General features: G+C 71.9%; 17 protein-coding genes and 4 tRNA genes. 9 read left to right on the top strand and 12 right to left on the bottom strand.

The features are described 5' to 3' along the window. Positions 1-34: 34 nt before the first annotated feature. Both M4960_RS02070 and M4960_RS02075 read right to left on the bottom strand, forming a co-directional pair. Positions 35-2,107 (bottom strand): GMC oxidoreductase, encoded by a 2,073-nt coding sequence (locus M4960_RS02070; protein WP_248703331.1) that lies wholly within the window; start codon positions 2,105-2,107, stop codon positions 35-37. Between the two features lie 76 nt (positions 2,108-2,183). After that, positions 2,184-3,056: an oxidoreductase gene (locus tag M4960_RS02075; protein ID WP_301952645.1), complete on the bottom strand. Its 873-nt coding sequence runs from the start codon at positions 3,054-3,056 to the stop codon at positions 2,184-2,186. Between the two features lie 264 nt (positions 3,057-3,320). Between M4960_RS02075 and M4960_RS02080 the strand changes: the two genes are divergently transcribed. Next, positions 3,321-4,772, top strand: coding sequence for an MFS transporter (locus M4960_RS02080; protein ID WP_308221990.1), 1,452 nt, complete (start codon positions 3,321-3,323; stop codon positions 4,770-4,772). On the opposite strand, the gene M4960_RS02085 is transcribed toward M4960_RS02080, so the two are convergent. The 3 genes from M4960_RS02085 to M4960_RS02095 all read right to left on the bottom strand — a co-directional run bounded on the left by M4960_RS02085 (position 4,757) and on the right by M4960_RS02095 (position 7,543). Continuing rightward, a complete protein-coding gene (locus M4960_RS02085; RefSeq protein ID WP_248703332.1) occupies positions 4,757-5,518 on the bottom strand; it encodes an SDR family NAD(P)-dependent oxidoreductase in 762 nt (253 codons plus the stop codon). The two genes, M4960_RS02080 and M4960_RS02085, sit on opposite strands and share 16 nt — an antisense overlap. A gap of 169 nt (positions 5,519-5,687) precedes the next feature. Then, positions 5,688-6,668: a hypothetical protein gene (locus M4960_RS02090; protein WP_132100389.1), complete on the bottom strand. Its 981-nt coding sequence runs from the start codon at positions 6,666-6,668 to the stop codon at positions 5,688-5,690. Beyond that, a complete protein-coding gene (locus M4960_RS02095; protein WP_132100390.1) occupies positions 6,665-7,543 on the bottom strand; it encodes an SDR family NAD(P)-dependent oxidoreductase in 879 nt (292 codons plus the stop codon). Before M4960_RS02095 ends, M4960_RS02090 begins: the two co-directional genes overlap by 4 nt. Before the next feature lie 51 nt (positions 7,544-7,594). Here M4960_RS02095 and M4960_RS02100 point away from each other — a divergent pair, with 51 nt between their 5' ends. Further along, the gene (locus M4960_RS02100; RefSeq protein WP_173168544.1) at positions 7,595-8,221 is read left to right on the top strand and encodes a TetR/AcrR family transcriptional regulator; all 627 of its coding nucleotides are present in this window, start codon (positions 7,595-7,597) and stop codon (positions 8,219-8,221) included. A gap of 63 nt (positions 8,222-8,284) precedes the next feature. On the opposite strand, the gene M4960_RS02105 is transcribed toward M4960_RS02100, so the two are convergent. From M4960_RS02105 to M4960_RS02115, 3 genes are read right to left on the bottom strand one after another with little or no spacing between them, the layout of a single operon-like run. After that, positions 8,285-8,491 (bottom strand): tautomerase family protein, encoded by a 207-nt coding sequence (locus M4960_RS02105; protein WP_066656327.1) that lies wholly within the window; start codon positions 8,489-8,491, stop codon positions 8,285-8,287. A gap of 38 nt (positions 8,492-8,529) precedes the next feature. After that, positions 8,530-9,432, bottom strand: coding sequence for an SDR family oxidoreductase (locus M4960_RS02110; RefSeq protein WP_173168543.1), 903 nt, complete (start codon positions 9,430-9,432; stop codon positions 8,530-8,532). Continuing rightward, positions 9,432-10,172, bottom strand: a complete 741-nt coding sequence (locus M4960_RS02115; RefSeq protein ID WP_173168542.1) for an SDR family oxidoreductase — start codon at positions 10,170-10,172, stop codon at positions 9,432-9,434. The genes M4960_RS02110 and M4960_RS02115 overlap by 1 nt, the downstream gene beginning before the upstream one ends. Positions 10,173-10,269: 97 nt before the next feature. On the opposite strand from M4960_RS02115, the gene M4960_RS02120 reads away from it, so the two are divergent. Beyond that, positions 10,270-10,995, top strand: coding sequence for a TetR/AcrR family transcriptional regulator (locus M4960_RS02120; RefSeq protein ID WP_173168541.1), 726 nt, complete (start codon positions 10,270-10,272; stop codon positions 10,993-10,995). Further along, positions 10,992-11,492, top strand: coding sequence for a VanZ family protein (locus M4960_RS02125; protein ID WP_132100395.1), 501 nt, complete (start codon positions 10,992-10,994; stop codon positions 11,490-11,492). Before M4960_RS02120 ends, M4960_RS02125 begins: the two co-directional genes overlap by 4 nt. A 77-nt stretch (positions 11,493-11,569) precedes the next feature. Here the strand turns inward: M4960_RS02125 and M4960_RS02130 are convergent, their stop codons facing one another. The 4 genes from M4960_RS02130 to M4960_RS02145 all read right to left on the bottom strand — a co-directional run bounded on the left by M4960_RS02130 (position 11,570) and on the right by M4960_RS02145 (position 12,545). Further along, entirely contained in the window at positions 11,570-12,106 is a 537-nt protein-coding gene (locus M4960_RS02130; RefSeq protein WP_173168540.1) for a hypothetical protein, read from the bottom strand. An 88-nt stretch (positions 12,107-12,194) separates the two neighbouring features. Further along, positions 12,195-12,269, bottom strand: a tRNA-Val gene (locus M4960_RS02135). 48 nt (positions 12,270-12,317) lie between these two features. Further along, positions 12,318-12,391 (bottom strand) — tRNA-Cys (locus M4960_RS02140). 82 nt (positions 12,392-12,473) lie between these two features. Further along, positions 12,474-12,545 (bottom strand) — tRNA-Gly (locus M4960_RS02145). A gap of 215 nt (positions 12,546-12,760) precedes the next feature. Between M4960_RS02145 and M4960_RS02150 the strand changes: the two genes are divergently transcribed. The 5 genes from M4960_RS02150 to M4960_RS02170 all read left to right on the top strand — a co-directional run bounded on the left by M4960_RS02150 (position 12,761) and on the right by M4960_RS02170 (position 19,277). Further along, positions 12,761-12,833: transfer RNA gene (locus tag M4960_RS02150), tRNA-Val, on the top strand. 100 nt (positions 12,834-12,933) lie between these two features. Further along, complete coding sequence (locus M4960_RS02155; RefSeq protein WP_123292769.1) at positions 12,934-14,463, top strand: DUF3375 family protein; 1,530 nt, start codon at positions 12,934-12,936, stop codon at positions 14,461-14,463. Beyond that, the gene (locus M4960_RS02160; protein ID WP_248703333.1) at positions 14,460-15,248 is read left to right on the top strand and encodes a DUF4194 domain-containing protein; all 789 of its coding nucleotides are present in this window, start codon (positions 14,460-14,462) and stop codon (positions 15,246-15,248) included. Before M4960_RS02155 ends, M4960_RS02160 begins: the two co-directional genes overlap by 4 nt. Beyond that, on the top strand, positions 15,245-18,610 hold the full coding sequence (locus M4960_RS02165; protein ID WP_248703334.1) for an ATP-binding protein: 3,366 nt from the start codon (positions 15,245-15,247) through the stop codon (positions 18,608-18,610). The genes M4960_RS02160 and M4960_RS02165 overlap by 4 nt, the downstream gene beginning before the upstream one ends. Positions 18,611-18,977: 367 nt before the next feature. Further along, entirely contained in the window at positions 18,978-19,277 is a 300-nt protein-coding gene (locus tag M4960_RS02170) for a hypothetical protein (RefSeq protein ID WP_123292766.1), read from the top strand. The last annotated feature ends 2 nt before the right edge of the window (positions 19,278-19,279 follow it).

The following is a 19,279-nucleotide window of genomic DNA, read 5'->3' on the forward strand; positions in this document are numbered from 1 at the left end:
ACGCCACCGTATCGGTGGCGGACCGGGCACGTGGTCAACCGTGCTGCGCGACCATCGCGTCGACGCTCCGCATCGCGGTCGCCAGGATGGTGAGCACCGGGTTGACCCCGCCGTTCGTCACGTGCACCGAGCCGTCGGTCACGCGCAGGTTGTCGTGTCCCCACACCCGGCCGAACGGGTCGACGACCGACGTCGCGGGGTCCGTCCCCATCCGGAGCGTGCCGGCCTGGTGCTGGCCACCGCTCGTGCCCCGGACCGGACCGTGCAGCTCCGCCACGCGCGTGGCGCCGGCCGCGCGCAACCAGTCGCCGCTCCGGGCGCTGGTGTGGTCGCGAGCACGGACGTCCTCCGGGTGGACCCCACCGCTGAACGACGCCACCGGGATGCCGTACCGGTCCGTCACCGCGGGGTCGACCCGGACGCGTGCGTCGGCCGTGGTGACCTCCTGGATCGGCCCCATGATCCGCATGCTGCGCCGCGCCAGGTCCCGCATCGCGTGCTTGCCGTCGAGCCCGGAGCGCGGCGCGAGCCCCGTGCCGACGAGGTACTGGTACGTGTTCGACGGCGTCGCGATGAACTCGTTCGCCAGGATCCCGCCACCGATCTGCCCGGGCACGCCGTGCCGGTAGTCGGTGGTGGCGATCGACGGTCCCGGTCCGAGCCCGTCGTCCACCACGTCGTCGAAGACGCCCATCGCGCCGCCGTAGACGTGGCCCTGCAGGTGCCGGCCGACCTGGTCCGCACCGTTGCCGATGCCGTCGGGCTCCTGGTCGCTCCGGCTGTTGAGCAGGAGCCGTGCCGACTCCACCGCCCCGGCCGCCACGACGACCTCGGTGGCGTCGACCTCGGCCCGCCAGTCGCGGCCGTCCGCGGTGCCGACGATCGTGACGCCGACCACGCGGCCGGCACTGTCCGTGCGCAGCCGGGCGACCCGTGACTCGAGCACGATCGACGCGTTCCCGGTGGCGAACGCGCGGGTCAGCATGGTGTTCTGGCTGCCGTTCTTGGCGTCGACCGGGCACGCGAAGCCGACGCACATGCCGCACTGTTCGCACGCGCGGCGGCCCAGGTACGGCGTCGAGTTGATCAGGAGCGGGACGTGCACCGTCGAGATGCCAAGGGCGTCCGCGGCGCCGGCGAGCCGGTCCCGCGCTGCCCCCGACGGCAGCGGTGGCATCGGTCGCGCGCGCGAGCGCTCCCCGGACCACGGACCGTCGACGTCGCCGCCGCTGACCCCGATCTCCCACTCGGCGCGCTCGTACCAGGGCTCGAGCTCGTCGTACCCGAACGGCCAGTCGGCCAGGGCGCTGCCGTCCGGCACGCCGTACGTCGACGCCATCGCGAAGTCCCGCGGCCCGAACCGCCAGGCCTGTGCGCCGTAGACCCGTGTGCCGCCGCCGGCCGTGACGGCGTTGTTGTGCCACCCCGGCGACGAGGGCCGGAGCACCAGGAGCTCGCGACCGTCCGCCACCGTCCGCGGGTTGCCGACGTCGGACGGCCCCGACCGCGGTGCGACGCCCCAGCTCGACCGCGGGTTCCGGATGTGGTCACGGCTGAGTTCCGCGGTGCCGGGCCACCCACCGGCCTCGACCACGAGCACGCGCCGACCGGACTCGGCGAGCCCGCACGCCGCGACACCCCCGCCGGCGCCCGACCCGACGACGACCGCGTCGTACCGGTCCGCCAGCTGCGACGGGTGCACGACCGTGGGCGCTGCGGTCGGTACCGGTACCGGCACGCTCCAGCCGTCCGGCGGACCGGGCTGCCACCCCACCATCTCCCATGACCGCTCCCCCGCGTTCCCGCCGTTCCCCGCGTCGGCGTAGTAGCCCGCGGCCACGAGCTCGGCGAACCAGGTCCAGTCGGGATCGTCGCCGTCGCGGAGCTCGTCGACGCCCTCGTGGTCGTCCGCGTACTCCACGACGCCACGGAGACGGTCCAGCCAGTCCGGCCGGTCGACCAGCACCCCGGCCAGGAAGTCGAGCGCGCCGGCCTCGGACGCCGACGGGTACTCGTCCGCCGGCACCACCCGGTCGACCAGGGAACGGAGCCGTTCGTCGTGCGTGCGGAGGAACTCCTGCGCTGCGGTGGCCGTGTGGTCCGTCATCGGTCCTGCCTCTCGAGCAGCGCCGGTGCCGCCCCACGAGCACCGTAACGGACACGGCAGGGTCCGAGGCCGGGGCTCAGCCGCCGATGCCCTCGAGGTCGAGCAGGTCGTCGTCGCTCAGCACGACGGCGGCACCCTCGATGTTCTCCTGCAGGTGCGCCCGCGACGACGTGCCCGGGATCAGCAGGATGTTCGGGGACCGGCGGAGCAGCCACGCCAGGGCGACGGACATCGGCGTCGTCCCGAGCCGTGTCGCCACGGTCGAGAGCACCTCGGACTGCAGCGGGGCGAAGCCGCCGAGCGGGAAGAACGGCACGTAGGCGATGCCCTCGGCCGCGAGCCTGTCGATGAGCGGGTCGTCCTGCCGGTTGGCCAGGTTGTACATGTTCTGCACCGAGACGATCGGTGCGATCCCCTGCGCTTCCGCCACCTGTTCCGTCGTCGCGTTGCTCACGCCGAGGTGCCGGATGACCCCCTGTCGCTGCAGGTCGACCAGCGTCTCGAACGCCGGGGCGATCGGCCCCGCGACCGGACCGTTCGCGTCGCCCAGCCGCAGGTTGACGAGGTCCAGCACGTCGACGCCGAGCGTCTCGAGGTTGTCGTCGACCTGTGCGCGCAGTTGGTCGGGTTCCCGAGCGGTCGGCCAACCGCCTCGGGCGTCCCGCCGCGCGCCGACCTTCGTCGCGATGACGAGGTCGTCGGCGTACGGGTGCAGCGCCTCGTGGACCAGCTCGTTGACGATGCGGGGGCCGTACGTCTCGGCGGTGTCGATGTGCGTGATGCCGCCCGCGACGGCGTCCCGGAGCACGGCGACAGCCTCGTCGTGGTCCTTCGGTGGCCCGACGACCCGGGGACCGGTGAGCTGCATCGCGCCGTAGCCGAAGCGTGCGACCGGCCGGTCGCCGAGGGTCCAGGTGCCGCCCGGCAGTCGAGGGGTGGTGGTGCTCATCGGATCTCCTTCGAGGGCGTGCCGACGCCGAGGGCGCAGCGCACTCCTGACAGCCTGCTCGCGTGGGCAGCGGCTCGCACGACACCGACGCGCGTTCCGGCCCACTTGCAGCGGACGGCCCGCTTGCAGCAGACGGCCCACTTGCAGCGGATGCCCCACCGGACGTACGCTCCTGCCAGAGGGCAAAACGCCTCGTCGCTCCGGCGGCCAGGCACCCACACGCGGTCTCGGACGAGTCGCCACTTCTTCATCGAAGGAGTGCACGTGTCCACCCGTTCCCCCGCCCGGCTCCGTGACGCCGGGATCGCCCTCGCCGGCCTGTCCGCCGTCTTCCTGTTCGAGATGCTCGACAACTCTGTGCTGAACGTCGCGCTGCCCACCATCGGCCGTGAACTCCACGCGTCGACGACCGGACTCCAGTGGGTCACCGGCGCCTACTCGGTCGTCTTCGGCGCGCTCATGCTCCTGTTCGGCGCGGTCGCCGACCGGTTCGGCCGACGCCGGGTGATGCTCGTCGGCCTGGTGCTGCTCGCGCTATCCGCGCTGGCGACCACGCTCGTCACCACGACCGGCGAACTCATCGCGGTCCGCGCGCTCATGGGGATCGCGGCGGCCATGACGACGCCCGGGTCGATGGCCCTGGCCTTCCGGCTCTTCGACACCGACGCCCTGCGGGTCCGGGCGCTGACGGTCATCTCCACCGCGGGCCTGGTCGGGCTCGCGGTCGGTCCGACGGCGGGCGGCTTCGCCCTCGCGGTGGCGCCGTGGCAGGCCCTGCTCCTGGTGAACGTCCCGATCGCGGCGCTCGCGTTCATCGGCATCCGAGCCGGCGTGCCCGCTGACCGACCGGAGGACCTGCACCCCGACCGGATCGACGTGACCGGCGCGCTGTTCGGGACCACGGCCCTGGTCGGTGCACTCGGGACGCCCACCCTCTTCGCGGAGGCGGGCAGCGCCTCCTGGCCGGGGTGGACCGGGGTCGTCGTGACGGTCGCTGCGGTGGCGGCCTTCGTGCAGCGGGAGCGCACCGCGGCGCAGCCGCTGCTCGACCTGCGCCTGCTCGCCCGTCCGCTCGTCGCGAGCGGTCTGGCGTACAAGGCGGCCTCCGGACTGGCCGTCTCCGGCCTGTCCTACCTGGTGACGCTGCAGCTGCAGTTCGCCTGGGGGTGGTCGCCGGCGCTGGCCGCGATCGGGACCCTGCCGCAGGTGGTGGTGCTCCTGGCGTCCGGGCGATTCGTCGGCCCGTTCGTGCAGCGGGTGGGCCTCGGCCGCGCGGCCTGGCTGAGCGCCGGTGCCGTCGTCGCAGGACTCGCGCTCTTCACGGTCGGCGGCCGAGCCGGGTACGGCTGGGTCGCCGCGGCACTCGTCCTCGTCGCTGCGGGGATGCGGGTCGTCGGGGTCGTCGCGGGCAACAACGTGCTCCAGGGCCTGCCGTCGAACCGGACGTCGGTCGGTGCGGCGCTCGTCGACACCTCGAGCGAGCTCGCGACCGCGGTGGGCATCGCGGCGACCGGGACGGTGCTGGCGCTGCTCGTGCCGGGCAGCATCGCGTCGACGTCGTGGACGGCGGACCGCCTGACCGCGTTCGAGGACGGGATCACCGTCGCGGGCGTCGTCCTGACGGTCGTCGCCGCGCTGCTCGTCGCCGTCGGCATGGCCCGCGCGACGACCCGCGCGGGCACGCCGGTGGCCGAACCGGCTCAGACGGCGCTGTAGCCGCCGTCCGCCACGAGCACGGACCCGGTGATGAACGACGCCGCGTCGCTCGCCAGGAACACGACGCTCGGCGCGATCTCCTCGGGCAGGGCGAAGCGCTGCTGCGGTGCGTCCTCGATCCAGTACCGCCGGAACTCCGGGGAGTCCACCGGCGCCATCTCGGTCTTCACGTACCCGGGGGCGACGGCGTTCACGCGGATCCCGTACTTCGCCCACTCGACCGCGAGCGACTTCGTCAGGTGGTGCACGGCGGCCTTCGACGCGTTGTACGCCGGCTGCCACTGCGGCCGGTTCACGATGAGGCCCGACATGCTGCCGATGTTCACGATCGAGCCCGAACCGGCATCGCGCATGTGTGCGCCGACCGCCGTCGACGTCTTCCACAGTGCGCGGACGTTGAGATCGAACACGTCGTCCCACTCGCTGTCGGCGACGTCGAACGCGTCCCGGTGGTGGCACGTGCCGGCGTTGTTGACGAGCACGTCGAGGCGGCCGAGGGCCGCCATCGCCTCCTCGGTCATGCGCGCCACCTGCTCGCCGTCGGTGATGTCCGCCGTGATGGTGACGAAGTCGTGGCCGGCTTCCGCGGCCTCGGCGGCGACCCGGGCGTTGCGCTCCGCGGAGCGCCCGACGATCGCGACGCGGGCGCCGGCCTCGGCGAGGCCGAAGGCGAACGCCCGGCCGAGTCCCTGGTTGCCGCCGGTGACGAGGGCGGTCCGGCCGGTGAGGTCGAAGGGTGAGGTCATGGAGCGGGCGCCTTCCTGAGCGGGGTCGGCGCGGTGCACCGCGTCGACGAGGTACCGCCCTGCGTACACGCACCCGGCCGGGAGGCGCGGCGTGCGTCCGCCGCGCGCCGCGCCCACGGCTGTGGTCACGACCACCGCCGCCCGCTCTCCCGGTCACGGCCCTCCGCGTTCATCCGCCGCCTTCTCGATTCCCTCTGCGATCCACGAACGCTCGAACGGCTCGCCCCGGTGGGGCAACGAGCACGACGCTGGTCACGACGAGCACGGCGACGATTCCCACCGCTCCGATCGTCAGCAGGTCCGGGCGGAGGACCGACTGGCCCCGCAGGGCCTGCCACAGCGCGATCGAGGTGACCGCGGCGTACGCCGCCCCTGCGACGACCACGACGCGCACGCGCGACCGCTCCCGCATCGTCGCCGGCAGGACGAGCGCGAGGAGGGGCAGCACCTGCAGGGCGTGCATCCCGATGAAGTGGGACACGCGGAGGTCGCCGTGGAGGCTGTTCCAGCCGAGCAGGGGGATCCCGCCGGAAGGGTCGTCGCCCCCGACGGAGTGCGAGCCGTACGTCCCCGAGCCCGGATCGGCCAGCTGCGCCGCAGTGGGGATGACCATGAGGAACCCCACGGAGAGGCCAGCCAGGGCGACGACGAGCCCGATCCGGAGCGCCCAGGCCGACGCCCGGTCGTCCAGGTTCGAGAAGACCGCGACTGCGGCGCCGACGAGCAGCGTGGCGCAGTACATCAGGGTGACCCCACCGGCCATGAGCTGGTAGAACAACTGGTTCGTCGGGGTCGACACGTTGAAGTGGCTCCCCACGCCTCGCACCACCTGGATCGAGATCACGACGATCTCGAGCAGCGATGCGGCCGCGCCGACGGTCCCGGCCCACCAGCCGATCCGTCGCAGGACGGGCCGCTGCACCAGGGAGAGCATCCACGCCAGCGTCACGGCGTAGAGCGCGAGCGACACGGAGAACTTGAGCGGCTTCGCCCAGATCGGGTCGGCTGCGAGCGTGCGCGGATCGACCAACAACCCGACGACGCACACCACCGCCCAGACGCCCATCAGCGCGGCGAACGCCACGAGCGGCCGGTGCCATCCCCGGGTACTGAGCAGGAGGGCACGGGTCGCGTCGAGGACGACGCTCACGAGCGGGCGTCCACCGCAGTCAGCTCCTCGGAGATCGACCAGAGCCGAGCAGCGGTCTCCGGGTCCTGTGCCTGCTTCGACCGGCCGATGACCTCGGCTCCACCGCGCATGTGCATCATGCGCCGCGGTCCGACGAAGGTCCCACCGGGCAGGTCGGCGCTCGCGGCCATCAGGGACGGCAGCGCACCGTCCTCTGGCTCCTGCCCGAGGACCGGGACGAGACGGTCCCACAGGTTGGGGCGCTGTCCGGCCGGTCGCTCGTAGATCGCCGTCTTCACCAGGCCCGGGTGGGCTGCCAGCGCGCGCACCCGGGACCCCGACGCCAGCAGGCGCCGGTCGAGTTCGGACGTGAACAGCAGGTTGGCGAGCTTGGAGTCGGCGTACGCACGGCCGGCGTTGTAGGTGCGCCGGTACCAGTCGAGGTCGGTGAGGTCGAGTCGGGCCATGCGTTCCGCCTGGGAGGCGACGGTGACGACGCGGTCGGTGACGTGCGGCAGGAGCAGCGTCGTCAGCAGGAAGTGTCCGAGGTGGTTCGTCCCGAACTGGAGTTCGTGCCCGTCCGCCGTCCGTTCCAGGTCCTTCGACTCGACGCCGGCGTTGTTCACCAGGATCGCGATCGGCTCGTCGATGCCGTCGGCGAACGCCTCGACCGTGTCGAGCCGGGCGAGGTCGAGACGGCGCACACGGTGGGTCCCCGGAGCGCCGGGGAGGGCGGAGACGACCGCCCGGCCCTTCTCCTCGTTGCGGACCGCGAGGATGATCCGCGCTCCCGATCCCGCCAGTGCGACGGCCGTCGCTCGGCCGATACCGCTCGTGCCGCCGGTGATGATCACGGTCTCGTCGGTCGGAGCTCGACCGGTCCTGATGTCGTCCATGCCGCCAATGTAGACACTGACTACTTTGTTGTCAACGTCTACACTGGCGTCATGAGTGCGCAAGCTCGTCCGTACCACCACGGCTCACTGCGGCAGGAGCTCGTGCGGGAGGGCCGTGCGCTCCTGGTCGAGGAGGGGCAGCAGGCGGTGACCGTGCGGGAGCTCGCGCGCCGCGTCGGCGTCAGTCACGGCGCGCCCCTGCGACACTTCCGCGACCGGGAGGCCGTCCTCGACGCGATCGCCGCGGACGGCTTCGACGAACTCCGTGGCCACCTGGAGGCCGCGCGCGGCCCCGGGGACCTCGGGCCCCGTCTCACCGAGTACGTCCGAGCGCACGTCCGCTTCGCCCAGGAGAACGGCCCTCTCGTCCAACTGATGTTCACGTCGACCGACGACGGCCCGCGACCCGAGGGCGACCACGGGTCGTGGTCCTCGGCGGAGCGGTTCTTCGCCCTGGGTGCGGAACTGCTCGGTGAGCGCGACCCGGCATCGATGGGCCCGGTCCCGTTCCTGCTCGCAGCGACGACCGAGGGCATCAGCGCACTGGCGGCGGCCGGGCGGATCCCGCCGGAGCGTGTGGACGAGGTCGTCGTCGCGGCGGTGCGGATGCTCCTCCCACAGATCGAGCAGCAGCTCGGCCGGCCCTCCGACGTCTCGATGAGCCAGTCCGGCCCGTGATCGACGCGTGGCGGCCGAAGGCGGCGGGGAACCGTGTTGCCGGCCCCCGCCGCGCGCGGACGGTCAGACGCGGCCGAGCATCGCTTCGTTGAGGATGGTGCCGCCGAGCATCCAGCCACCGTCGGCGACCTCGTCGAGGATGACGAGCGTCGTCGGTCGGGCTCGCTCGCCGTAGACGTCGACGATGGCATCGGTGACGGCGTCCTGGAGCTTCTTCTTGGACTCGGGGGTCAGGGTGTCAGCAGGGACCTTGATGTTGGCGAAGGGCATGGTGTTCCTCTCAGTGGGGGGTCCGGACGTTCCGGGGGTCAGGGTGCGGCGTTCGGGGACAGGAGGTCCTCGATGCCGACGCGGCGGTAGAACTCGGCTCGGATGCGGTCCGCGACGGCCGAGACGACCTCGCTGCCGTCGTGCGAGGGATCGATGTGGACGCGGTACGGACGACCACCGCCGGGCAGGTCCACGACCCGTACGATCTCGTCGGCGACGTCCTGCACGTCGGCGTCCGCCGGCACGGTCTCGGCGAGGCGGCCGGTCAGGTCCCGCCGGAGCGCTCCGTACTCCTCGTCGTGTGCAGCGACGCGGTCGGCGTCCGCCGGCAGCGCGGCGTTCGTGAAGTGGTTCGTGCCCGAGGTGAAGGCACCCGGGACCACGATGGTGGTGTCGATGCCGAAGCGGACGAGTTCTGCGGCGTAGCTCTCGGCCAGGGCGTCCAACCCGGCCTTCGCCGCGAAGTACGGCGCCAGGAACGGCGGGTGCCCGCCGCGGGTCGACGAACTGCCCACCCAGACGACCAGTCCGGACCGGCGGTCACGCATGTGGGGCAGGACGGCACGGGCGACGCGTTGGGCGCCGACCACGTTGACGTCGTACAGCGCCGCGAACTGCTCCGGCGTGAACGCCTCGGCCGGGCCGTAGGCCATGTGTCCGGCGTTCTGCACGAGGACGTCGATGCGCCCGTGTGCACGGACGACGGTGTCGACCGCGTCCTCGACGGACTGCAGCGACTGGACGTCGAGCTCGACGGCGCCGAGCCGCAGCGCCTCACGGTCGGCGAGGTCCTCGAGCGCCCTGCGAGCGGTCGCGTTCCGACCGTCGACGGCGCGCATCCCCGCGATGACGACGTTGCCTGCCCGTGCGAGCGACTCCGCCGTCAGGCGACCGAAGCCGCTCGAGGCTCCGGTGACGAGGACGACCCGCGGCGTGGGCATCAGACCATCCCCCCGTTGGCGCGGATGGTCTGCCCGTTCACCCAGTGTCCGTCCGGTCCGACCAGGAACGCCACGACGCCGGCGATGTCCTCCGGAGTGCCGAGGCGCTCGAGGGGCGGTGCCTTCGCCAGCGTGTCGATCTGCTCTTCCGTCTTCCCGTCGAGGAACAGCTCGGTCGCCGTCGGCCCCGGAGCGACCACGTTCGCCGTGACGTCACGGCCACGGAGCTCCTTCGCCAGGATCAGCGTCATGCCCTCTGCCGCGCTCTTGCTCGCGACGTAGGCGCCGTAGGTGGGGAACTGCGTCCCGACCACCGAGGTCGACATGCCGACGAACGCGCCACCGGCGCGGAGGCGACGAGCCGCTTGCTGTGCGACGACGAAGGTGCCGCGGATGTTCGTCCGGTGCAGCGCGTCGAGGACCTCCAGGTCTTGGTCGGCGATCGTCGACAGTGCGAGGCGTCCGGCGGAGTGCACGACGACGTCGACGCCACCGTGGTCGGCCTCGACCTGGTCGAACATGGCGGCCACGGCGTGCTCGTCGGCGACGTCTGCCTGCACGGCGACCGCGTGTCCGCCGGCTGCTGTGATCTCCTCGACGGTGGCCGCGGCAGCTGCCGACCCGCTCGCGTGGTTCACGACCACGGTGAAGCCGTCCGCTGCCAGACGGGACGAGACCGCGCGGCCGATGCCGCGCGAGCCGCCCGTGACGATGGCAACGCGTGCAGAAGTGTGAGCCATGGGGTGTCCTTTCAGCGATATGCGCCCATCATTTCGGCGCTACGACAGAACGTAGCATGATTACGATCGGTGCTACAAGCTGCGCTACGATCGCCGCATGGCTCGTTCTGACGAAACACTTCGCAACGCGCTGCTCAGCGCGGCGGAGGAGCAGCTGGTCGCGTCTCCGGACGGGGACATCGCCACCCGAGCGGTCTGCGAAGCGGTCGGTGTGACACAGCCCGTCCTCTACCGGATCTTCGGCGACAAGCGTGGTCTCCTGGACGCCCTCGCCGAGACCGGTCTGCAGCGGTACACGCAGCGGAAGGCCGAACTCGAGGCGTCGGATGACCCGTCGGTGGACCTGCGCCGCGGCTGGGACGACCACCTCGCCTTCGCCCGCGAACACGCCGCGCTCTACCGGCTGATGTTCGCTCCGCGACCGTGGGCGAACAGCGCTGCCCGCGATGGACTGACCGTCCTGCTCGAGAGGACACTGACGCGCTGTGCCGCCGCCGGCCTGCTCCGCGTCGACGTACCCGTCGCGGCGACGATGTTGCTCGCTGCCAACGTCGGACTCGCCCTCGACCGGATGAGCACACCCGCGCGGCACGAATCCGGCATCGCTGCCGACGCCCTCCGCGACGCAGTCCTGAGCGCGGTCCTGGTGGTGCCGCCCGGCCCGGGGCACGACGACCTCGACGCAGCACCCCTCCGGCAGCTCCGCGCGCAGCTCGACGCCGGCGGGTCGAGCGCGCTGCTGCCCGAGGAAGCCGCACTCATGCGAGTGTGGCTCGACCGACTCGATCCGCGGAACGATCGCGGCAACGGAGGATCCCGATGATCTCCACCTTCCTCGTCGAGCACGCGCCTCTCGTGCGCGTCGCCTTCTGGGTCGGCGTCGTCGTCGCCGCGGGCCTGGCCTGGGCGCTCCACCGCCTGCGGCTCCGTGGTGTGCTGCTCGGCCTGTCCGGGCTGTCGTTCATCGCGGTGCTCCTGCTCACCCTGCTGCCCGACGGCGCTCGGCCTGACGGCGTCACGTGCACCGTGCAGTTCTCCGTGCCGTTCCAGGGCCTCGACACGCTCGCCAACGTCGCGATGCTGCTGCCGATCGCACTCTTCCTCAGCACGGCGACGAACCGACCGCTCTCCGTCCTCGCCGGTGCGGTCGCCCTCTCCGCTGTCATCGAGGTCGTCCAGGCGCTCGCCCCGGTGCTCGGCCGCCGCTGCGACACGAACGACTGGTTCATGAACAGCGTCGGAGCGGTGCTGGGGGCGGCGATGGCGCTCGCCATCTGCGCGATCGACCGACGGCGACGGGCTGCCTCCGTCTCTGCTTGAGTCGTCGCCGGCGTCGGCCGCCTCGGCGTCGACGCGGGCGTCGGCTTCGACGAGGTACCGCCCGGCGGTGCACCGCGTCAGGTCGCTCGGTGCGGTTCGGTTGCCTCACGACGGTCGAGCTCGGCGAGCATCGCGGCGGTGTTCCGCAGCACCTTCGGTGTCTGCACGATGGTGACGACGAGGAACACCAGGAACATCGCTGCCGCGAACCAGAAGACCGGCCGCCCGGTAACGGCGAGGGACACCTCGAGCACCATCAGCACCACGAACACGACGGGCCCGAACCACCGCTGCCGGCGGTACTGCTGCTGGTAGTGCGTGAGCGCCTGGCGCCACTGCGCCGGGTCCGCATCAGCGGGCAGTTCGCCGCGCCGCACCGCTCGGCCGAGCGCACGGTCACGCGCTGCCGGGCCGACGCTCCGGCGCTGCCGACCGATCCAGAGCCCGAAGAGCACGCCGAACACCGCGCCCGTGACCGCACTCGCGGCGACTCGGACCCCGACGGGGACGTCGTCGGGCATGGTGACGAACGTCGACAGGTACCAGAAGCCGCCGAACGCGACCGCGAGGACGATCATCACGGCCCACAGCGGCCACCCACGCATCGAATCCACCTCGCCATCGTGCCAGCCGACCGCGGCGATCGCCCGGAATGCAGAAAGCCCCCGGCCAGACCTGGTGGTCCTGCCGGGGGCTTCCTCGTGGTGGGCGATACTGGGATCGAACCAGTGACCTCTTCCGTGTCAGGGAAGCGCGCTACCGCTGCGCCAATCGCCCAGATTCCCTGTCTGAACCGGAGTTCGCACAGGATCTGGAGGGTGTTGCTGGAGGTGGGGACGGGATTCGAACCCGCGTGGACGGCTTTGCAGGCCGCTGCCTAGCCTCTCGGCCACCCCACCATCGAGGTTCACGTCTCCGTGAGTACCCGAACGGTGGGATACCCTCTGGTGAGTCGTGGGACTCCGAGAAGACCCACACTCGAGCGGATGACGAGATTCGAACTCGCGACCCTCACCTTGGCAAGGTGATGCGCTACCACTGCGCCACATCCGCACTTGTCTTTCCGCTGTCGCGGCGACGACGTAAACTCTATACGAACCCAGGGGCATCCGCCAAAATCCTTCCCGTTCACCGGGCGTGTCCCCCGAGTTCATGCGGATCCGGCCGGTTCAGTACCCCTCGCAGACCGCGCGCCACACCCGGGGAGCGCGTCGTGTTCGGAGCACCGCCGGACATCCGCTACTATCGACTCGCACGAACAGTGCAGGGGGCGATTGGCGCAGTTGGTAGCGCGCTTCGTTCACACCGAAGAGGTCATCAGTTCGAGTCTGGTATCGCCCACCCTTGAGACAGAGCCCGACGCAGCAGCGTCGGGCTCTTGTCATCTCACCGACCCGCAGCACGCGGGCCGCACCACCAGCACGATCGGACGAAGGGGCGCATGACCGACGTCGACCTCGAGTTCGCCCGGGTCCGAGCGGTCCTCGACCGTCCGACCCTGCGCCTCATGTCCCGCCCGACGAGCGCGACGGTCCTCGCCGTGTTCCGCACGGTGTTCGACCGCGACGTCCAGTACGTCCCCGCCGACCGCATGCACCTGCAGGTCGAGGAGCACGTCGCCCGCCTGCAGGCCTCGGGTGCACGCGTACCCGCGAGCGAACAGCACGAGCAGAGCGAGCAGGACCCCCGACCGAACGGCCGCGCCCTCTGCCGTGAGTGGGTGGCGGCACAGTGGCTGGTCCGCTCCAACTCCCCCGACGGCGACGAGCAGTACTCCCTGACGAGTCACGCGCTCGAGGCCCTGAGCCTCGTCGACGCCCTGTCGGCCGACCGCGCACTGATCAGCGAGAGCCGCCTCGCGATGATCGTCGACGCCGTGCACCGCTGGGCCGCCCGCGCAGAGCCGGACCCCGACGTGCAGATCCGCCGCATCGACGCCCAGATCGCCGAACTGCGGGCCGAGCGTGAGCGCCTCGAGCACGGCGACGACGTCGTCACCGTCGAGGACGACCGGATGCGCGACGGGTACACGAACATCTCCGACCTGATCCGGCAGCTGCCGAGCGACTTCAAGCGCGTCGAAGAGGCCGTCGCGACGATGCACCGCTCGATCGTCGAGGACTTCCGACAAGAGGTCCGCCCGATCGGCGAGATCCTCGACGACTACCTCGCGCGCACCGACAACCTGATGCAGGCGACGCCCGAGGGCCGCGCGTTCGAGGGTGCCTTCGAGCTCCTGCGCGACGACGCCCTGCTGCTCCGCCTGCGCGACGACATCGCGACGATCCTGTCCCACTCCTTCGCCGACGGCCTCGGAGCCGGTGAGCGTCGCGCGTTCCGCAACACCGTCACGATCCTGCGCCAGGGCATCGAGGACGTCCTCGCCCAGCGGCGTCAGCTCACCGCGACACTGCGCGACCAGATCGTCGCCCACGACGTGGTCCGCGACCGTGAGCTCGACGCCGTCATCCGGTCGATCAACCGCGGCCTGGCGACGCTGATGGACCAGGGCGGTGCGCGCGACCGCATCCCGCTCCCGCTGTTGCCGGCGTCGGCCGAGGTCGGCACCCTGCGCGAGCGCTTCTACGACCCCGACGCCGAGTCGGTGCCGCCACCCATCGAGGAACCCGACGACGACGTCTTCGAGGACCTCGACGTCGAGATGCTCCGCAAGCACGGCGGCCCGCTCCTGACCGAGCTGCGTGCCGCGCTCCGGTTCGCCGAGGCCGACTCGAGTGTCGACGCCTTCCACGGGCTGCCGCCCGAACAGCGTCGACCGGTGGAGCTCTTCGGCCTCGCCCACCTGCTCACCGGACGCGACGACTTCGAGTCCGCCGCGCACGTCGCCGAGCACCGCACGGTGCGCCCGGACGGCAGCCCGGTCACCTTCCACATGCCCACCGCTGCGCTCGCTGCCGAGCACGCGCCGGTCGGCGATCCCCACGACGACAACGCACAGGAGGCACGGTGAGCGACACGACGCCGGCACCGGTCGACGAGACCGTCCCGTACGACGACCCCGCAACGGTCGTGCAGGACGACGAACGCGACGAGTCCAGCTTCGCCCTCTTCGAGGGCGACGAGGGCCGGCTCGACGAGCACCAGCGACGCGCGCTGGTGGCGCTGCTCCGGCACTCGTACGTCAGCTCCCGCACCCACCCCGACGAGTGGCGTGCCGTCCTCGACGCCGAGTACCAGTTGCGGTCGCGTCTGAACGACCTGTTCCTCGAGCTGCACGTCGACCGTGACCGCGAGGTCGCGTGGAAGCGCCAGGCCCGTTCGGAGAGCCAGCGCCGCACGTTCCCCACGCTGCTGCGCGACCTGCCGTACACCCGCGAGGAGACGATCGTCCTCGTCTACCTGCGGATGCGCCTGCGCGCCGATGCCCGACCGGGTCCGGACCAGGTGGTCGTCGACCGCGCGGAGATCCTCGGGCACGTCGCCGGCTTCCGACCGGCGACCGCGACCGACCGCACGCGCGACGAGGGCCGGGTGGCGAAGGCCGTCGAACGCCTCGTCACGGCGCGCATCCTGATCCGCACCTCGGACCCGGACCGTTTCCGGGTGGCGAGCGTCGTCGAGGTGCTGCTCACCCTGGAGCGCCTGCTGGAACTGGACACGTGGCTGCGGACCACCACCGCGCACGAAGACGCGACCGACCAGGGCGGCGAGCCGACCGACGGAGCTGCCACGGGCCTCCCGGCAGACGGCGAAGCCGAGACCGACACCGATGACGACGGCGAGACGGAAGCATGACCGACACCTTCCAGATCCCCGCGCTGTTCGACACGGTCGCGCAGTGGCGCGCCGAGTCGATGCAGGTCGTGAACTGGGGCGGGTTCCACGGCCACCGGCAGGTCGAGCTGTCCGGCACCGCGACGCTCATCTCCGGCGCGTCCGGCACCGGCAAGTCCACGCTGATGGACGCGTACCTGGCCGTGATGATGCCGTCCGACGTGCCGTTCAACGGCGCCTCGAACGACGCCACGACGGGTCGCGCGCGCAGCGCCGACCAGCGCAACCTGCTCACGTACCTGCGGGGCAAGGTCGACACCCGCCGCGATCCCGAGTCCGGTGCCCTGCGCGACGTCAACCTGCGCGGCGACGACCAGACCACCTGGGGCGCGGCCGCGGTCACGTTCCGGAACGACGACGAGCGGCGCTTCACGGTGCTGCGGGCGTACATCGTGCCGAAGCGCGCGCGCGGCGTCGGCGACATCCAGATGACCATGGCGACGGTCGACGACACCTTCGACCTGCGTCGGCTCGAGGAGTTCGTGCCGACCCGCTTCCACCACCTCGAGCTGACCGGACGAGTGCCGGGGCTGGTGATCCGCGACACCTACCAGGAGCTCGCGTACACGCTGCAGACCCGGCTCGGCATCGGCGACTCCGGCGGCGGGAACCGGGCGATGCGCCTGCTCGCGCGCATCCAGGCCGGGCAGCACCTGCCGACGGTCGACGCGCTGTACAAGTCGCTCGTGCTCGAGACCCCGGGCACCTACGAGGCCGCCGACCGCGCCCTCGCACACTTCTCCGCGCTCGACGAGGCGTACGAGGCGATGGACACCGAGGAGCGGAAGGTCCGCATCCTCTCCCCCATCACCGACCTGCACGACGAGATCGAACGCTCGAAGGCCGCGGCCGAGGCCCTGGACGGCATCGCCACCGGCGCCGAGGTCTCCCCGTTCGCGCACTGGACGGCCTCGCGGAAGCGGGACCTGCTCGACGCCGAGGTGGACCGCAACAGCCGGGAGCGCACCGCCTCCCGCGCCGAGGTCGCCGCCGCCGAGGCCCGGCACGCCGCCGTGGAGATCGAGCTGCGTGACGCCGAGGCGCGGCTGCGCGACCAGGGCGGCAACGCGCTCGCCCAGCTCGAGGACCGCATCGAGCGACTCACCCGTGAGCGCGACGCGGTGGTCCGGACCCGGGCGACCTTCGAAGAGCGCACAGCGGTGCTCGGCACGTCCGTCGCGACCGAGGCCGACTTCACTGCCGCGCAGCGCAGCTCGCACGAGTTCCTCGGTTCCTACGCTGCTTCGCGCTCGTCGTTGGACGACCGCCGCGACGCCCTGACGCGCGAGGAGTACCCGCTGCTCGACCGGGAGCGCTCGCTGCGCCAGGAGCGGCAGTCGCTCGAGCACCGTCAGGGCGCGATGCCCCTGCCGATGCACGAGGCCCGGCTCGCGATGGCCCGCGCCGCCGGGATCGACCCCGCCGACCTGCCGTTCGTCGCCGAACTGCTCGACGTGCAGCCCGGCGAAGAGCGCTGGCGCACGGCCATCGAGTCCGTACTGGCCCCCGTCGCCCGCACCCTGCTGGTCGACCAGGACCGCCTCGGTGCGTTCAGTGAGGCGATCGACGCACTCCGCCTGCCCGTCCGCGTGCAGTTCGAGGGCGTGCCGACCGGACCGCACCTGGACCTCGACGGCGATCCCGCGATGGTCTCCGGCAAGCTCGCGATCAAGCACTCGCCGTTCAGCACCTGGGTGCGGGAGCGGATCGAGTCGGACCGCACCGACGCCCGCTGCGTCACCGACGCCTCGGAGCTCGGTGGTGGTGGTCGGCGCGTCACCGAGTCCGGGCAGCTCCGCGACGGCCGACGTGGTGCGCACGGTGACCGCCGCCAGGCGAACGTCATCGGCTTCACGAACGAGGCCCGCGTCGCCGCCGTCGAGCAGGAGCTCGCGTCGATCGCGCAGGACCTCGCCACGCTCGAGGCCCGTCGCACCGACGTCGCGCAGGACCTCACCGCGCTCGACGTCCTCCGCGCCGCGCACCAGCACGTCGTCGACGTGACCTGGGACGCCATCGACGTCCAGGGCGTCGAGACCTCGCTGGCACGCCTCGACGAGGAACGGCAGGCGCTCCTCGCCGCCGACGACGGCCTCAGGACCCTGCGCGCCTCGGTCGCCCGCCTGCGGAAGTCGCTCGACGAGACGGCCGACCGCCGCTCCGCCGCGCGGCTCTCCGTGCAGCGCCTCGAGGAGCGGCACGCCGTGCTCGTCGACGGCCAGGACGCCGCCGCCGAGATCCTGTCGCGTTTCGACGACACCCCCGAGTCGTTGCCCGACGACGAGCAGTCGCGACTCCTCGCCGAGACGTTCGCCGAGGTCGGGGCGCCGGACGGTGTGGACGGTTTCGACGACGCCACCCGACGGCTCCGACGACGCCTCGAGGAGCGGCTGTCGCAGGCACTCGACGGTGCCGCAGCGGCCTCGACGTCGTTGACCCTCACGTTCCAGCGCTACCAGGACGCCTGGCCGGACCCGAACCTCGGCACCGGCGTCGCGTCGTACCCGGACTACCACGCCATCCTCGACCAGATCGTCGCGACCGGCCTGCACGCACGTCGCACCGAGTGGCGTCGGCGGCTGTCGCAGTGGAGCGGCGAGGACCTCGTGCCGCTCGCCGGCGCCTTCGACCGGGCCGTCGTCGAGATCGAGGAGCGCCTCGAACCCGTCAACGAGATCCTGCGGGACCTGCCGTTCGGCGCCAACCGCGACCGCCTGAAGATCCAGATCCGGCGGGTCACCCGCGAGGACGTCACCGCGTTCCGCCGCGAGCTCCGCGCCCTGTCCGCCTCGGTCGACGCCGAGCTGACCGACGACGTGCTCGAGACCCGGTTCCGCCGGCTCCGGCGCTTCATGGCCGTCATCCGCCCCGACCCCGACGCCGCGCGTGGCCGCACCACGCAGCGCGACGCCGTGCTCGACGTCCGGCGGCACATGGAGATCACGGCGGTCCGCTACGACACGTCGGGCAACGACCTCGGTGTGTACTCGTCGCTCGGTGACAAGTCCGGTGGTGAGACGCAGGAGCTCGTGGCGTTCATCGTCGGTGCGGCGCTCCGCTACCAGCTCGGCGACGAGACCCGTCCACGCCCCCGGTTCGCCCCGGTGTTCCTCGACGAGGCGTTCATCAAGGCGGACTCGGAGTTTGCCGGTCGTGCGGTCACCGCGTGGCTGCGGCTCGGGTTCCAGCTGGTGGTGAGTGCGCCGCTCGACAAGGTCACGGCGCTCGAGCCCTCGATGGAGCGGCTGCTCTCGATGCGCAAGCACCCCGAGACCGGTCACTCGTCCATCACCGAGATCGCCCGGGTCCCCGCCGACGCCTGACCTGCGGCGGGGGCGGGCCTGGGCGGGCGTGGCGCCCCGAGGTTCCAAAATCTCGGAACTTCGGGCGCCCCCGCGGGCATCTGTGGAACCTCTGCGGCACGCACGCGGCATGTCGTGGAACCTCGGCGTCGCCCCGCCGTCCCCGCCGTCCCCGTCATGTCCCGACGCGTCCGAGCTCGTCAGGTTCCGAGATCTCGGAACCTCGGGCGCTCACTCGGGAATCCGTGGAACCTCGGCGGCACGCACGCGGCATGTCGTGGAACCTCGGCGTGCTGGGTGGAACGGGCTGACCGGCGTGCAGGACGGAGCGAGCTGAACGGCGCGCGGGACGGAGCGGGTTGATCGGCGAGCACGCTACGGTGATGCCGTGTTCGGACGCCGCTCCCCCAAGCCCCGCCCCGACGACGCCCCCGGCCTCGGCATCGGTGCGCTCGTGCAGGTCATCGACTCCGCGGAGGGCGGTGAGCGGTGGGCCGACGAGCCGATCGGTGTGATCGTGGCTCCTGGCGGCAACCAGATCGTCGGCTACCCCGGCGTCGGCGAACCGCTGTCGTGGACCGTCGCGTTCGAGGAGCCCGTGTACACGAAGGACGGCCGCGGCCCCTTCGAGCGCGCGACCGTCCTGAGTCGTCAGTTGGTGCCGATCACGACCGGCAGCGGCGAGTAGCC

It is taken from the genome of Curtobacterium sp. MWU13-2055 (assembly GCF_023242305.1).
Taxonomy (GTDB): Bacteria; Actinomycetota; Actinomycetes; order Actinomycetales; family Microbacteriaceae; genus Curtobacterium.